Here is a 17128-nt window from a genome sequence, read left to right as displayed (position 1 = left end):
AGGTTGAACAATGAAAATAAAAAGAAGTAAAGGTGAAAAAGTTTTTGATATATTTAATTTTATATTTATGACTATAGTTGGATTATTGATGTTGTATACTTTTTGGAACCAGATATGTATTTCATTAAGTAAACCGGAGTTAGCGATAAAAGGCGGCTTATTTCTTATACCGAAAGGTTTTTCCTTATCAGCATATAAAGCTGTACTGAAATTCAAAGAAATATGGATTGGATATAGAAATACGTTATTTATTACAGTAGTCGGTACAACATTAGCAGTATTTACAACTTCATTATTTGCTTATCCCTTATCAAGGAGATATCTTCCTGGTAAGAAATTCTTTAATATATTTATAGTTGTAACTATGTTATTTAGTGGAGGAATCATACCAACATATTTAGTAGTTAGAGGTATGGGTCTATTAGACAGTTTGTGGTCATTAATCCTACCAACTATGATTGGAGGGTTCAACGTTATTATCATGAGAAACTTTTTCTCCAACATACCTGACTCTCTAGAAGAATCTGCCAAGATTGATGGAGCTAGTGACTTTACAATATTTATGAGAATCATACTTCCTCTATCTAAACCAGTATTAGCAACTATTACATTATGGGTAGCTGTTCGTATATGGAATGAATATTTTCATGGATTAGTATATCTGAATGATAGAAACAAGTATACGTTGCAATTAGTCCTAAGAGATATTGTAACAACATCAGACCCACAAGATATTATGGATGCGGATGATCTGACAGCCATTCCAGAAACACTAAAAGCAGCATCTATTATGGTTGTAACGATTCCAATATTAATTGTCTATCCATTCATTCAAAAATATTTTGTAAAAGGTGTTATGGTTGGTTCTGTAAAGGGATAAGATAGTATTTGGATATTTAAAAAACATATTATGGAGGTCATTGATTATCATGAAAAGAATAATTACATTTATATTATCAATTATGGTTATAGGGTTATTATTTACAGGATGTCAAAAAGGTAAGGAAGAAACTACAGGAGATGTAAAAAGTGTAGCAGATTCAGGTAGTTCTGATGGAGACTCTGCTAAGCAGAAAGATCCATTTTTCATACTTTCCAATCAAGTGAAGCCAGGTTGGCCAAAGGATATAGAAGACGATATCATAAAACAAAAGATTCAAGATTCATCAGGATACGAATACAGATTAGAAATGTATAAAGGAGATGATTACAAAACAAAACTTCAACTTTATCTTGCTTCAGGGAAATATCCTGACATGTGGTATGCAGAGAACCCACAGCAGGTTATAGAATGGAAAGAAGCCGGAGTAATACAGCCTGTGGGTGATTTACTACAAGAATATGGAAAAGATCTATTACCTTATATAGATGAAAAAGCAATAGACGGATTTAGTATAGATGGTGAGTTATACGTAATTCCTTGGGGTTCTGGTAAAGGTGATATTAATCAACCATTAACACAAGGTATGATTCTAAGAAAAGATTGGCTTGATAATCTAGGGCTTGAAATACCAACTACATTAGAGCAATATCATGATGTTTTAAAAGCGTTTACATATGATGATCCTGATGGTAATAATGAAGATGACACATATGGGCTTTCTGGAGTCGTAAACAAGGGTAGTGCCTTTAAGATGGTATTTAATGCTTATGGTATTGATCCAGAGCAGTGGTATGAAAGAGATGGTAAATTAGTGATGGGGCTAGTTACACCAGAATATAAGGAAGCCGTTGCAACAATTAGACAATGGTATGAAGAGGGTTTGATTGATAAAGAATTCGTAGTATATAACAAAGTATCAGAAGTAGAAAAGAAACTTGTTCAAGAAAAAGTAGGTAGTTTTAAAGGACATGTTTGGTATACAGATAGATTCTGGAAGGTAGAAAATTCACTCCATAAAACAAATGAAGATGCAGATTTTGTTATGGTACCTGCACTCCAAGGACCTAATGGAGAAAGAGGATATAGTGCACCACTTTCTGCAAAAGGCGGAGCTGTCATAAGCTCAGAAGTCAAGAATCCAGAATTGATTGTAGATTTTCTTAACTGGTTTGGTAAAGATGAAAATTATTTAATACCACATTTCGGTATAAGAGGAGAACATTGGAATTGGACAGATGAAACAGAATCTAAAGTAGAATTTATTGATGATTGGGGTGTGTCGGATGCAAAATTCAAAGTGGGCATAGGTAATCCTAACAGAATTCATAGAATTGAGGATAGAAGACACAGTAGTGATGATGTATTTGAAGCGATTAAGAATGTAACCAAATATGTGTTAACTAATGAATTTGAAGGTGCGACACCATCAATGGCTAAAAGTTCCAGTCTATTTGAGACAATAGTCAATCCAGTATTCTCTAAAGTTGTTATAGGAGAAGAACCACTAGATGCAATTGATGCAATGCAAGAAAGATGGTTGTCTGAAGGTGGTCAGGACATTATTGATGAAGTAAATGCAGTATGGAAAAAATAATATTTTAGTACTAAATTCTTAAGTCATTTATTCTATAATAAGTACAGATAATACAGATTTATGATATTAAAAATGTAAATTTATATCATATAATCTGTATTGACGTTGGGGGTAAACATGGTTAAGGATAAGATTGTTGAAGTAGTTTATTCAAAAGAATTATTTTTTAAGATACTGAGTGGTTTCATATTACTGATAATTCTTCCTACATTAATCATGGGCATATTTTTTTATGAGAATATGACTATAAGATCTGAGCAGGAACAAAGAGAACTCAATAAAAAGGCATTGGATCTAGTTCAGAAAAATATTGATGAAGTACTGGATAATGCACAGTACAAGATGCTTACATTAGCGTTGAATACTAATGTATTAGAATTCTTCAGAGAGGATATATCAGATACTAAGAAACTATTAAAAGTAAAAGATATAAGGAATTTGTTAGATACAGGGGTGTATCATTCTAATATAATGGATTCTATTTATATATATAATGTAAGAAATAATAAAATCATTACCAATCAAACTTACGAAGATCTTCAAAATTTTGATGATAAAGATTTTCTAAACGAATTGAGACGGGATAAAATAAATGCAAAACGAAATATAAAAGGCGTAGATGTAATATCATGGTATATGAAGATACCGTTACATTCTTCACATCCAGAGGGTTACATTGTATATAACTTCAGTATAGATAAACTGACTAAAGTACTACAAAATAGAATCTACATCGATAAAATCAATTTAGCATTAATTGAAGCAGAATCTGGGGATGTTATAGTTTCCACAGATAATAGCCTAAAGAATGAAATCATAGATACAAATCTCTTAACAGAAGATAAAACAACTAAGTTAGGAGACAATATATTATTTAATAAATTATCAGGTAAACAAGGTTACATATATTTAGCTGTCATGCCAAAAAGTTATATAGATAACATATCAAGACCTATATGGAATACAGTATTATCTATTAGCATGATATTATTGATAGTAGGTGTATTGGTGTCTATATATTTATCAAGACAATTGTATAATCCCATAGAAACACTTATATATTCATTAAGGAAAGATATATCCAATATGAATAACGTACCATCAGGTAATATTAAAGGAGAAGTGGAATACATTAATTATGCAATGAAACAATATAAGACAACAAGTAGTAATACTAAGAGCATTTTGAGGAAAAACAAAAATATGATAAAAAATAGTGTGTTCAATAGGTTATTTAATAAAGATTATCTTCAATATAGCGACATTAAATCTAATCTCGAACTACTTGGAATAGACTTTAACAAAGAAAGTTATTGCTTGTTTGCTATTTATCTGGAAAATGGTATAGCAAATAAAGAAATTGATATCGTAGATAGGTTTGCGGTTATTAATATGGCAGAAGAAATTCTTAATAAAAAGAATATCACTGCTGTAGGAGTTGATTTGGATCAAAAAAAAGTAATTATCGTGCTGAATTTTGATTCTTTCAATAATGAATATAAATCTCTAATAGATATAGCCAATGAAATAAAAAAAGTAATCTATGAATATGCAGGTATATTGCTTTCAATAGGAATAGGTGATATAATCAACGAATTTCTAGATATCTGTTTATCATATACTTCATCTTTGAGAGCATTGAATTATAATATAATAACTGAAAAACATTCAGTAGTAGCTCATGATGAACTTAACCTCAATCAAGAGGCAATTTATTATCCGTTAAAAAATGTTGAAAAAATATCAAATAACATTATGATAGGTAAAAAAGATGTTGTGGATAAGATGATAAGAGATATATTTGATGATATAAGGAAAAATGTAATGTCATTGCAGAATGTTAAGTTCTGTACTATTCAAATGGTAACTATCATATATAAAGATATGATTGACAAAGGACTCGATTTTAATAGTGTCCTAGATAAAGAATTAGATATATTCAAAGAGATAGATAAAATGAAAACCGTTAAGCAAATAGAAGAGTGGTTTGTTAACTTATCCCATAATGTTTCTAATTACTATAAGAGTTTAAGTGGTGAATGCAATGATGTCATTATTAGTAAAGTGTTGGAATACGTAAAAGATAATTATACTGAACCAATATATTTATCTAATCTGGCAGATGAGCTTAATATAACTCAACAACACCTAAGTAGAAAGTTCAAAAAGCATAGAGGAATTACATTAGTATCTTATATTAATAGGGTGCGTATACAAAAATCAGCAGAATTATTAAAATCAAGTAATGAAAACATCAGTACTATAGCTAATGCAGTGGGTTTCAATGATACTAAATATTTCATTAAAAAATTCAAAGAAACCTACGGAATAACACCAAATATGTATAGAAACAGCTAATACAACATGTGAAAGGAGTACAACAAATGAGTAAAAAAATGAACTTTATATTTTTCTTTCCAGACGAAATGAGAGCAGAGAGTGTTTCATGTTATGGGCATCCTAAGGTAAAAATGCCTAATTATGATAGAGTAGCAAAAGAAGGGGTAAGATTTGATAAATGTTTTGTACAACATCCTGTGTGTTCACCATCAAGATGTTGTTTAATGACAGGATGGTATCCTCATGTACATGGACATAGAACATTATGGCATCTATTGAGAAGTCATGAACCAAGTATGTTGAAATATCTGAAACAGGCATCTTACCAAATACGTTGGTTCGGAAAAAATGATGTTTTCGCATCAGATTTCTTAGATGTAAATGCAGATACATATGGTAATAAGAATTCAACGGGAGGACACAAAGGAGATAATATATTTGATATAAAAGATCAAGGTTATTATACATTTTTGAAGGATAGTTATAATAAAGGGGTAGAAAATACAAATGATATGCAGAACGTAAAATGTGCGGTAGATTTTCTTAATTCCTATGATGAAGAAAATGATAAACCTTTTATGTTATATCTACCATTATCCATGCCTCATCCACCTTATTCAGCTCCAAATGAATATCACAATATGTATGATATAGATGATATAGAACTCAGACCGTATATAAAAGATGGTAAACCTGATTTTCATAAACTAATACGTAAATATCGCAATCTTGAAAGTATACCGAAAGAATTATTGAAGAAAATTCAGGCAGTATATCTAGGAATGAACTCCTGTATGGATAGTATGTTGGGTATGCTACTTGACGCTCTTGACCAAACTGGTCTGTCAGAGAATACAACTGTAATAGTTAGTTCAGATCATGGTGACTTTGCTGGAGACTATGGTTTAGTAGAAAAATGGCCAAGTGCTATGAGTGATGTTATTACCAGAGTACCATTAATTATAAGAATGCCTGGTAATAAAGCTAATCATGTAGTAAATGAACAAGTGGAATTATTTGATATCATGCCTACTGTTCTTGAACTAGGTGGAATAGAATGTAAACATACACATTTTGCTAGAAGTCTAGTGGAACAATTAAATGGAGCAAGTGGAGATGCTGATCGTTATGTTTTCACAGAAGGAGGATATGACGACCACGAACTCAACTGTTTTGAAGGATATGTAGGTAGAAATTATAATCCTAATAAAATGACAAGTGCAAATGACTATTATCCTAAGAGAATGCAGCAGCAAGAACATCCTGAAAGTGTATGTAGAACTACTATGATACGTTCGCTTGATCATAAACTGGTTAGAAGAACAAATGGCTGTAACGAACTATATGACCTTAACAAAGATCCAAAAGAGTTATATAACTGTTACAACGATGAATCCTATAATAAAATCAGAAATGAACTTGAAATGAAAATGTTGGATTGGTATATACATACTGCCGATGTAGTACCTATGGATGATGATAATAGAGGTTTTGAACATGAAAAGTGGGAATTGGATAAATAAGAAAGAAGGATTAACATGAACAAAAAGGATATATTGATATTTCTTAGTGATCAACATAGCCCTCTATATTGGGAATTTAATTCTGATTGGGGGGTTAAGACCCCTAACCTTGTAGACATCGCAGGAAAAGGTACTTTTTTCAATAAAGCATATACTTCATGTCCCTTATGTGTTCCTGCAAGAATGTCAATGCTATGTGGTCAATTACCTTCTAAAACACATATATATAATAACAAAGGAGCACTTCCAGAGGATAAAGCCACATTTTTACATATGTTAGCGATTGAAGGCTATGAAACAGTCCTTTGTGGAAGAATGCATTTCAATGGAGTAGACCAGCGTCATGGTTTCACAAAAAGAATAATGGGAGATATAACTAAAATATATTGGGGAGAAAGTTATTTTCGAAATGAACTAGGACCATTATGTAATACAGTAGGTGCTAATGGTTGTTTGAATTATTCTGGAGGAGGAATTTCACCTATCATTGAATATGACCGCCAAGTTGTACAAAAAGCCTTAGAATACTTAAGTGAAAAGCATGACAAACCTCAATGTATAGTAGTAGGAACTTATGCACCTCATTTCACGTATATAGCACCGCCAGATTTATATGACTATTATAAAGAGATAGTTGTTTTACCTAAGTCAATGAAAAATAAAACAAATCACGATCATCCTGTTTTACAACATAGAAAGCAAAAAGCGGAAGAAAAGAAAATAAAGAGTATCCGTGCAGCATATTTCGGAATGATTACTAATATGGATAGAGAAATAGGTAAGTTGCATAGCAAGTGGAAAGAATATCTAGATAATTATGATAGAGAAGGCATATTCATATATATGTCAGATCATGGTGACCAAATTGGTGAACACGATATGTATGGAAAACAGACATTCTTTGAAGGAGCTTCCAGAATACCATTGATTTTTGAAGGAGATGGTATACAAGAGGGAAGTGTAATAGATGACCCTGTAAGCATAATGGATCTAGGTCCTACACTATGTCAATTAACAGGTTCTAATATGCCTCCTGTTCCAGATGGAAAAAGCTTGATGAAGCAATTAACAAATGATACCAGAGAACCACATCGGTATATAATAAGTGAATTCGTTGAAAACATCCATGGTAAGATTATTCCAGGACGTATGATAAGGCAAGATAAATGGAAACTCATCACATATGCATATCATGAAGAATACGATTTGCTTTTTGATATGGAAGAGGACCCTTACGAATTAAATAATGTTGCGGATTACAATAATAACATAGTACAGAAATTGAGAAATACTGTTCAGAAAGATTGGGATATACCACTAATAATTGAAAAATTCAAAGAGAATGCCTTAAATCATAATATACTTAACGATTGGAGTCTATTAACAGGTTCAAAAGAAAAAGAGAGGTGGGCTGTGCCACAAGAATTTGTGAAGATTCCTGTAGAGTAAGGTCAGGGTAAAGTGTTACAATCACTTGCCTTACCCTGAGAAGCGATCGGTCTGCATGATTGTAACACTTTACCCTTCCTTCGTGGCAGACATATTAGCCTAGTAAAAACATAAAAACACTTGGATTTAATCCTGTTCCTATATTTATGAAATATCAATTAGGAACTTGGCGGATTATATGACAAGTGTTTTTTGCATTTTCAAAACAAGTGTTGAATTTGTAATTTTAATACGTTATTATTTGAATAAGGTTAATTTGAGGAATAAAAGATATAAATGTTATTTGTACAGCAATAGCAATATTAAATTAAAGGAGGTATGAGATGAAACGAAAATCTATAGCCTTACTCTTAGTCGGCTTCATTGTATTGATAGGAGCATTATATTTGAACTACATAAAAAATACTAACCCAAAATACACTCTTGAAGAATTACGTGATATGCCCGAAAAAGAACTTTACCAACTGTTTGTTGATAATGGATTGAGAGTACATGATGATTTTAGTGAGAGCTTTTCGGATGAAAAGATGGCTAACATTTTTAAAAGACAATTTGATTTTATTATTAAAACGGAAGGTAAAACAAATTTAAGTCATACTGGGTATAGAGATATGGCAGAAGATACTTATAAAATTTATAAAAGAATTGTAAAATAAATCTACGTCAATATTTTAGGCAAAAAAACCTATAAACTAGATAAGATCACTTTTGTTTATATTCTTCTAGTGACATACCTAGTTATCATTTTATTGCATAGCATGAGAACTACTATTAATTATTCTTACATATATAGAAATTACATACATTTATATACATTAATTATTTTTAATGCTAAAGTAGAGGTTTTTTCATGCTTGAGCGTGGTTGAATAGTAAGCAAATAATATATAGGGATAATAACGACTTTTACAGCTTGTTGCTACATTTAAATCAGATAAAGCAACAAATGTAACGAGAGTTATTATCCCTATATATTATTTCACCTAAATATCCGTTGTCCATCTTCACTTACTAAATCTTAATATAGCCCTAATTTTATCTTCTATAATAAAATTCCTTCTTAAATTCAATTGAAACAAACTTCTCTAATATTAAATATAAATTAAATGTACATTAAATATTATTGTAATTTTTTTATCTCTAATAAATAAATCTTCCTTTTAGATAAAAAATCACATCTTTCTTTACCATCCAAAATAATAAAGTAAATAAAAATCAATAAATCAACAGTTTTTTATATTAACTAAATTACCACTAATTGTTATCCTTATAAGCGAAGGAAAACAAAAACAATTGGGAGGAAAAGAACATGAAGAATATTAAAAAACTATTATCAATAGTACTAGCATTATGTTTAGTACTAAGCTTTACAGCTTGTTCTAAAGACTCAAGTAAGACATCAAAAGGAGAAGACACCACCAAAAATCAAGAAAGCACTAAAAACAATGAAAATAAAGACCAAGAAGTAGCGAAAGACATACCAGAAATAACTTTCTATCATGGATATTTCCAAGATGACTGGCAACCAGCAGTGGAAATGAGAAAGATATATGATGACTTTGCTGAGCTACATAAAGACGAATTCATATTTAAGCCAATCGCAATGGAAACAGGTGGGGAAGGAGTATACAACAAATGTACTCAAGAAATAGCAGCAAGTAAAATACCTGATATTGTTGACCTTGCAGGGTACAATGTAATTCCAGCAGCATCAGAAGCAGATCTGATCATTGATTTGAAACCATATATTGATGAAGATGAAAATTTTAAAAACGGTATTGGAGTAAACATAGAACAAAATAACATGGATGGAAAAATCTATACAGTACGTGACCAGTTAGAAACCATGGGATTCTGGTATAACGAAGACTTATTCAATAAAGCAGGAGCAGATACACCTGATAAATGGAAAACATGGGATGATTTTGCTATAGCAGTAGAAAAATTAGTAGACTCTAGTGAAGTCGAAACCCCATTTACCTTATCACAAGGTTGGACAACTAACATATTATTTACGGGTCTTATGATGGGAAGTCAAGATGGAAGAAACATGTTAGCTGATAATGTAAAAGACTTCAACAATGAAGCTTTTAAACAAGCTCTAACATTTTTAAAAGATAATGCACTTGATAAAGTAACTTCGGAGTACTTTGTTGCGGGAGATTCAGATAAATACAGAGAAGACTTCTTCACTGGAAAAGCTGCTATGCTGTTTAACGGAGTATGGGAGTCAGGTAGTTTTGTAGGAGATAATGTAACTATTGATGTCAATAGCATTAAACCTGCTGTATTTCCAACTTATGAGGATAACCAAAATGCAGCTATCATGTCAGCATCTCCAGGTTACATTATAGCTAAGAACCAAGATAAAGCTAAAATTGATGCGTGTATAGAATTCGTAAAATATATGACAAGTCAAGAAATTGCAGATAAGATATTTACTAAAGTAATGGCTATGCCACCAAGTACAGTATTAGATTATAAAAAACTTGAACATGAAAGTGAAGGAGACTATGTAGTATCCAATTTAGCTTTCGCATGTGAACTTGCAGCTCATTCCAAATATCAAATAGCATCATTAGGCGTTGATTGGGGTCAAGATATATCAGATGCCATTGATGGTAAATATGCTGGATTAAAAGATGGTTCAAAATCAATTGAAGACATTGTATCTGAGTTGAATCAGTTATTAGATGAATAATATTAATATATTATTTACTGTGAAGTTAGTGCCTTAACTATCTTCACAGTAATTATACTAAATTATAAGAAAGCGAGTACAGATCAATGAAAACTAAAAATAAGAAAAAGACATTTATAATATTGTTTTTATTGCCCAGTGTACTATTATTCGGAATCATTTATGCTTATCCTTTGATTAATATTTTTATTACTTCGTTCCAGAAATGGAATTACAAAAATATTACGAATCCAACATTTCTTGGATTCTCACATATGTTTGATAATTATATAAGACTATTAACGAAAGATTACTATTTCATGACAGCACTCACTAATTCACTTAAATGGATGGCTTTGGCATTAATTATTCAAGTTCCATTAGCGATAATAGTCGCTTTGGTACTATCGAACAAACCAAGAGGTTGGAAATTTACAAGGAATGCTTTTATAATTCCTAATATAATTTCCTCTGCTGCAATAGGGCTGATCTTTCTCAATTTATATGATCCAGCTCGTGGAGCAGTAACAGAGATTGTTAAATTCTTTAATCCAAATAGCACTATTAATATATTAGCTAATGAAAAAATGGCTTTTTGGGGAGTAACATTTTCTTTCGTTCTATTTGCAGGAACTTCTGCACTTCTTTTATTAGCGCAGATATTTTCTATTCCAAAACCATTATTTGAATCTGCTAGGATTGATGGAGCTAATCAGATACAGACAATCACATACATAACAATGCCTTTAATAAAGAATGCCATAGGTACAATATCTATTCTAGCAGCTAATTATGGTCTATTATTATATAACGAGATAGCGTTAATAACTGCTGGAGGGCCAGACAAAGCAACATATAGCATAAGTTTTTTTATTGAAAGAACAGCACTTGGAAGCAGTAAACTCAACTTTGCACTTGCAAATACAGCTGGTGTTATACAATTAATATTGGGGTTGATATTAGTTGGATTAATTACAAAAGTTTTCAATACAGGGAAATCTTATAATGATTAGGGGTGAATTAATAAATGGCAAAAACGAAAAAGAACAACAATCTATCTCCTGCTGGTAAAATAATTTCATATTTAGTAATAATTGTAGTATTGATCATCTCCATATATCCTATATTATGGGTATTTATATCATCATTCAAGCAAACTCCTGGTGGACTTGGTCTTCCTGAAAAATGGGTGTTTGATGGTTATATCACTATATTTACTAAATTAAATATTGGAACGTATTTCCTTAACAGCATAATAATCACAATAGGTTCTACTATAATAAGTGTAATTATCGTTTCCATGGCAGCTTATGTATCAGCTAGAGTTGATTTTAAAGGGCGTTCAATAATTACTGCTATGTTTGCTTCTACATTATTCATACCTTCAATAGCCATTAGTTTTCCCATATACAGATTAGTGAACAAATTGAACTTATATGATACTAGAATGGGTTTGACTTTTGTATATTCTGGACTTGGTATAGCAGTAACTTTTTTCATAATAAGAAGTTATTTCCTAACTATACCAAAGGAAATGGAAGAAGCTGCACAAATAGACGGATGTGGGTATACAAAGACTTTTGTCAATATTATTGTTCCGATAGCTAAACCGGGACTTGCAACAGGTGGAATTCTGGTTTTCCTCAATAACTGGAATGAATTTTATTATGCAAGTATCTTATTGCAAAGTAAATCGAATATGACAATACCAGCTTTGTTAGGACAATTCAAAACAGCATATTCACAGAATCTTAATGGAATGTTCTCAGCGATAATAGTTGCTGTATTGCCTACAATAATTATTTTTAGCTTGACATCAGAAATGTTTGTAAAGAGTCTAACAGCAGGTGCTGTGAAAGGATAGGTGACAGTATATGGATAATAAAATAATAGAAGATAGAACTAAAAGGACAGAATGGTTTCTTAATGATAGATTTGGATTATTCATGCATTGGGGATTGTATTCTATTCATGGAAAAGGTGAATGGTTTCCTAGTGATAAACAAGTATCTGTAGATAATTATAAAGAATACTTTGAAGAATTCAATCCAGTAAGATTTGATGCGGTAAAATGGGCTAAGATGGCTAAACAGGCAGGTATGAAATATGCAGTGTTAACGGCTAAACATCATGATGGATTCTGTCTTTTTGACAGTAAATATACTGATTTCAAGGTGACTAATACTCCTTTTAAGAGAGACATAGTCAAAGAATATGTAGAGGCATTTAGACAAGAAGGATTAAAAGTAGGATTATACTATTCCTTATTAGACTGGCATCATCCTGATTATCCAGCCTATGGTGATATGTATCATCCTGACAGAGAAAATGAAAAACGTAGAGATGATTATCATGATTTTGATAGATATTTGGATTATATGTATAATCAAGTGGAAGAACTTGCGACCAATTATGGAAAGATAGATATCATGTGGTACGATTTTTCCTATGAAGGTCATATAGGTGATGATTGGAGAGGTAAAGAATTAATAGAAATGGTTAAAAAACATCAGCCTCATATTATTTTGAACGGTCGTATTGAAGGGAGTGGAGAGAGTTATGGTTCTATAATGACTGATAATCCTTCTGAATATGCAGGAGATTTCGCTTGTCCTGAAATGATAATACCTCCATGTGGTTTGAAAACTGATACAGGAAAGGATATACCTTGGGAAGCATGTTTTACTCTTAATAACAATTGGGCTTACTGTCCTAATGATAAGATGTATAAATCTTCTGAACAGATAATCAGAAAGATAGTTGAATGTACTAGTAAAGGCGGTAATTTACTGCTTAACCTATCACCAACAGCGAAAGGGGATTTCCCTGATATTCAGAAGAACATATTGCATGGAATAGGTGAGTGGATGGAAATTAATTCAGAAAGCATATATGGATGTGGTAAAAGTGAATTTTCAAAACCTGAATGGGGCAGATATACTCAAAAAGGAAATAAATTGTACGCACATATATTGGAAGAACCCATTGGTGCTCTATGTTTAAGTGGAATAAAAAAAGATAGAGTAAAAAAAGCAAGAAGATTATCGGATGGTTTTGAAATGGTAGCGATGACACCTTGGGTAGCAAAAGAATTTTCTAATGATTTGTTCTTGAATTATGGAGAACCAGAGTGGATGACATTCACTTTTGAACCTGCTGTTGATACAGTTATTGAAATAGATTTATTGCAAGAAAATGTAACAAAATAAAATGAAAATTATAAAAGTTATATTATAACTCTTGGTTTGCATTGGTATTGGATTGAGTATATAATATATATCAAAATATATCAAAAAATGTAATATAATAGGTGATAAAATGAAAAAAACAAAAAACAAAAAAACCAGTCTGCGAAAGAACATTGTTTCATTTACAACTACTGCAATAATTTTCTCTGTGTTTTTTTGTATAATAATTTTTTATATATCAACCTATAATACTCTTTCGAAATATATAGTTAATGATATAGAGTTCTTTTTGAAAAAGACTACAGATGAATTAGGGGACAAAATGATTTTAGTTGAAGATATGCTCCTTGAAATAAGGGATAATCAAATAATATCACAATATCTTGAAGACATTTCCAATAATAAACATAATAGTATGGAATATTCTCATATTGCTGATAACCTTAATCAATGCATTAACATATATTCTAATCAAAATAATAATGATTTACAGAAACCATTTGTAGAATTAGTATATCTATTTGATAAAAAGGGGAATTTCTTTCGAGATCTGTATTATGACCAGATCAAACAAGATATTTTTCAAATGGATTATAAATATCAAGAAATATATGAAAAATTCAATAAAAATACACAAGATGTTCAGTTTTTTAGAGATGACGATCATTACATAATTGCTTATACTGTTTATTCACAATATATGGATAATATAGGAACAGCTTTTTTCTCATTAAATATAAGTTCAGTAACTGAAGTTATGAATGAAATGAATAAATATGATGATACGGTATGGTGTGTTGCAGATAAGTACAATAATATTGTAGCTTCCATCACTGATTTCCATAAATACCAATCTTATTTATTAGGACCAGAATTAACAGATAATAATACATATATAAAAGAAATCAACACTACACCGTATATTATGTATTCTAACAAACTTAGTATGGGAATCAGCTGTATCGGAGGAGTACCTAAGAATATTATACATAAATTAATGATTAAGTCTATTAGGATTCCTATAATAGTATTAACTATCATATCAATAATATTAATTGTAGTAGTAGGTTTAGCTATATATAACTTGACAAAACCTCTAAAAGTTGTCACAGATAAAATAAGAAATGTTGGAGAAGGTAATTTTGAGGAAAAATTGCCTGATTATAAAAGTATGGAATTCTCTGACATAAGTTTAGTATTCAACAAAATGACGGAAAAAATCAATTATCTGATAAAAGATGTTTACCAGAAGCAAATATTAATAATGGAGAAGGATTTCAAGTTCTTACAGTCTCAGATGAATCCTCATTTTATGTTTAATGTCTTGAATACAATTGCCTTCAAAGCTCAGATAGATGGTAATATGGAAATCTATAAGATGATTAATTCATTTGCAAATCTGTCACAGGCGACAATAAATCGCAAAAACAATGACAAGATTACTATAGAAGAAGAATTATCATATGTTGATTATTATTTATATTTACAGAAAAGCAGATATGGAGATAAATTGAAATATAATATAAATTGCATTGATAAAGATCTACGAACTTATTTTATCCCTAAACTGGCTATTCAGGTTATGGTTGAAAATGCAGTAATACATGGTATAGAAAATAAAATTGATTATGGTACAGTTAATGTAAATATCAATTCAGACAAAAAGGATATTATTATTGAGGTAATTGATGATGGAAATGGGTTTAAAGATCAAGAAGGTATAATAATTCCACCGATTGAAGTTGACAGTTCTAGTAGGAAACATAATGGTATTGGTATCAACAATACACATGCAATTATAAAATATTTTTATGGAGATAATTATGGTGTTGAAATTTTTACTGATGGAAATGGAACTAAGGTAAATATAAAAATACCGTTTGATAGGGGAGATAAAGGTGTTTAAAGTAATTATTGCAGATGATGAACCAATGGTACGTATGGCATTAGTCAGTCTTATAAATTGGGGTAAGATTGATTGTAAATTGCTCTATGAGGCAGTTGATGGGAATGACTTATTGAATAGTATTGATAAGTATAAACCTGACATAATAATATCTGATATAAAGATGCCTGGTAAAGATGGTGTTGAAATATCAAAATACATATATGAGAATAAGCTAAATATAAAAGTTATACTTTTTACTGCTTATGCAGATTTTTCATATGCCAAATCAGCCATTAAATACGATGTAGTGGATTATGTTATAAAAACAGGTTCTGTAGATACAATTATTAAAGCTGTAGAAAAAGCAAAGGAACTTATCAATAAAGAAAATGTAGTCGATACAATGGCTTCAAAAGAAAAATTCATAAAATCAATAATCAATGAATCTATCTATGAGGAAGAAGAGATATCAAGAAACATAAAAGATCTCAAACTTGATATAGGTGATTATATTGTTATTAATGTGGTTTTTGAATATGATGAAAATTATTATGATAAATCTGCTAAAGATATAAATATCAGTCTCTATAATTTTTTTTCAATGGGTTTCGATAAACAAAAAAACTATCTGATCAATTTTAATAAAAACACTTTTGTAATTGTAGTATATGATATTGATACTAGATCATATCTAAATAGGATAAAGAAAATCTGTCACGAAATACTGGATATTGTAACGGGGTTCATGAAAATCAATCTTAAAATCGGTGTAAGCAAAATATTTAATGATGTTATGAATATAAAAGAAGCTTATGAGCAGGCTAATAATGCTTTATCTCAAGGGTTTCTGGATGAAGATAATAAGTTGTATTTCTATATTATAGATATAAAACAAGTTGATTATTCACTAATAAAGGAAAATGATAAATTACTAGATGCGTTATGTCACCAGATTCAAAAGGGTAATGCTGATGAATCATTGAATTTATTAGAACAACTTTTTACATTAGAGGTAAATAACGTTTTTTCTGAAAAACAGATTAAAAGTAGCGGTCTTCTTATTGAAAATAAGTGTAGTGCTTTTTTAGCTGATCATGATGTCACACTTATGGAAGTTACTAAAAATACTGTTGAATATTATAGTCTGCTAATAAACTGTAAATTTTTCAATAAATATTGTATTTTACTAGAGAATATTGTTCAGGCAACAGCTAAATATATAGATTCATATAAAAGGAATACAGATATAATAATTATGGATTGTAATAAATATATTGAAAAAAATTATTTCAGTGATATTTCAGTTAATGATATAGCTAAGAATCTCAATGTCAGCAATAGCTATCTAAGCAGATTATATAGAGAAAAAACAGGAAATACCATATTGAATGTTATTAACACAAAACGTATAGAAAAGGCAAAAGAATGTCTTGAAAAAACAGATATGAGAATATATGAAGTTGCTGATGCGATAGGAATTGAAGATCCAACATATTTTTCTCATTTTTTTAAACGATATACTAAATGTTCACCAAAAGAATATAAATTAAAATTCAGGAAAGAGAATTAGATTAGTGCTAGTTA

General features: G+C 30.4%; 12 protein-coding genes. All 12 read left to right on the top strand.

Going from position 1 to position 17128, the window contains the following annotated elements; translation table 11 throughout:
• Window positions 1–10: 10 nt before the first annotated feature.
• Window positions 11–880: a carbohydrate ABC transporter permease gene (locus tag QMG30_RS00300; RefSeq protein ID WP_281811011.1), complete on the top strand. Its 870-nt coding sequence runs from the start codon at window positions 11–13 to the stop codon at window positions 878–880.
• 49 nt (window positions 881–929) lie between these two features.
• A complete protein-coding gene (locus QMG30_RS00295) occupies window positions 930–2477 on the top strand; it encodes an extracellular solute-binding protein (protein ID WP_281811009.1) in 1548 nt (515 codons plus the stop codon).
• A 117-nt stretch (window positions 2478–2594) separates the two neighbouring features.
• The gene (locus tag QMG30_RS00290) at window positions 2595–4835 is read left to right on the top strand and encodes a helix-turn-helix transcriptional regulator (protein ID WP_281811007.1); all 2241 of its coding nucleotides are present in this window, start codon (window positions 2595–2597) and stop codon (window positions 4833–4835) included.
• A 26-nt stretch (window positions 4836–4861) separates the two neighbouring features.
• Window positions 4862–6340 carry a sulfatase family protein gene (locus tag QMG30_RS00285; protein ID WP_281811005.1) on the top strand — a complete coding sequence of 493 codons (1479 nt, stop codon included), beginning with the start codon at window positions 4862–4864 and terminating at the stop codon, window positions 6338–6340.
• Window positions 6341–6355: 15 nt separating this feature from the next.
• Window positions 6356–7789 (top strand): sulfatase family protein, encoded by a 1434-nt coding sequence (locus QMG30_RS00280; protein WP_281811003.1) that lies wholly within the window; start codon window positions 6356–6358, stop codon window positions 7787–7789.
• A 323-nt stretch (window positions 7790–8112) separates the two neighbouring features.
• Window positions 8113–8445, top strand: coding sequence for a hypothetical protein (locus QMG30_RS00275; protein ID WP_281811001.1), 333 nt, complete (start codon window positions 8113–8115; stop codon window positions 8443–8445).
• A gap of 652 nt (window positions 8446–9097) precedes the next feature.
• Window positions 9098–10489 (top strand): ABC transporter substrate-binding protein, encoded by a 1392-nt coding sequence (locus QMG30_RS00270; protein ID WP_281810999.1) that lies wholly within the window; start codon window positions 9098–9100, stop codon window positions 10487–10489.
• Window positions 10490–10575: 86 nt separating this feature from the next.
• Complete coding sequence (locus QMG30_RS00265) at window positions 10576–11481, top strand: carbohydrate ABC transporter permease (protein WP_281810998.1); 906 nt, start codon at window positions 10576–10578, stop codon at window positions 11479–11481.
• Window positions 11482–11495: 14 nt separating this feature from the next.
• Window positions 11496–12332 carry a carbohydrate ABC transporter permease gene (locus QMG30_RS00260; protein WP_281810997.1) on the top strand — a complete coding sequence of 279 codons (837 nt, stop codon included), beginning with the start codon at window positions 11496–11498 and terminating at the stop codon, window positions 12330–12332.
• A 10-nt stretch (window positions 12333–12342) separates the two neighbouring features.
• On the top strand, window positions 12343–13677 hold the full coding sequence (locus QMG30_RS00255; RefSeq protein WP_281810996.1) for an alpha-L-fucosidase: 1335 nt from the start codon (window positions 12343–12345) through the stop codon (window positions 13675–13677).
• 109 nt (window positions 13678–13786) lie between these two features.
• A complete protein-coding gene (locus QMG30_RS00250; protein ID WP_281810994.1) occupies window positions 13787–15562 on the top strand; it encodes a sensor histidine kinase in 1776 nt (591 codons plus the stop codon).
• A complete protein-coding gene (locus tag QMG30_RS00245) occupies window positions 15555–17114 on the top strand; it encodes a response regulator (RefSeq protein ID WP_281810992.1) in 1560 nt (519 codons plus the stop codon). Before QMG30_RS00250 ends, QMG30_RS00245 begins: the two co-directional genes overlap by 8 nt.
• Window positions 17115–17128: the final 14 nt, after the last annotated feature.

This window comes from Vallitalea longa (assembly GCF_027923465.1).
GTDB lineage: Bacteria > Bacillota > Clostridia > Lachnospirales > Vallitaleaceae > Vallitalea > Vallitalea longa.
The sequence above is the reverse complement of the archived record's forward strand: the minus strand, read 5'-3'. Positions and strand labels throughout refer to the sequence as shown.

Bases quoted from the DNA above. Each gene is read 5' to 3' on its own strand.
- QMG30_RS00300 (WP_281811011.1), top strand. From the start codon at position 11: ATGAAAATAAAAAGAAGTAAAGGTGAAAAAGTTTTTGATATATTTAAT.
- QMG30_RS00295 (WP_281811009.1), top strand. From the start codon at position 930: ATGAAAAGAATAATTACATTTATATTATCAATTATGGTTATAGGGTTA.
- QMG30_RS00290 (WP_281811007.1), top strand. From the start codon at position 2,595: ATGGTTAAGGATAAGATTGTTGAAGTAGTTTATTCAAAAGAATTATTT.
- QMG30_RS00285 (WP_281811005.1), top strand. From the start codon at position 4,862: ATGAGTAAAAAAATGAACTTTATATTTTTCTTTCCAGACGAAATGAGA.
- QMG30_RS00280 (WP_281811003.1), top strand. From the start codon at position 6,356: ATGAACAAAAAGGATATATTGATATTTCTTAGTGATCAACATAGCCCT.
- QMG30_RS00275 (WP_281811001.1), top strand. From the start codon at position 8,113: ATGAAACGAAAATCTATAGCCTTACTCTTAGTCGGCTTCATTGTATTG.
- QMG30_RS00270 (WP_281810999.1), top strand. From the start codon at position 9,098: ATGAAGAATATTAAAAAACTATTATCAATAGTACTAGCATTATGTTTA.
- QMG30_RS00265 (WP_281810998.1), top strand. From the start codon at position 10,576: ATGAAAACTAAAAATAAGAAAAAGACATTTATAATATTGTTTTTATTG.
- QMG30_RS00260 (WP_281810997.1), top strand. From the start codon at position 11,496: ATGGCAAAAACGAAAAAGAACAACAATCTATCTCCTGCTGGTAAAATA.
- QMG30_RS00255 (WP_281810996.1), top strand. From the start codon at position 12,343: ATGGATAATAAAATAATAGAAGATAGAACTAAAAGGACAGAATGGTTT.
- QMG30_RS00250 (WP_281810994.1), top strand. From the start codon at position 13,787: ATGAAAAAAACAAAAAACAAAAAAACCAGTCTGCGAAAGAACATTGTT.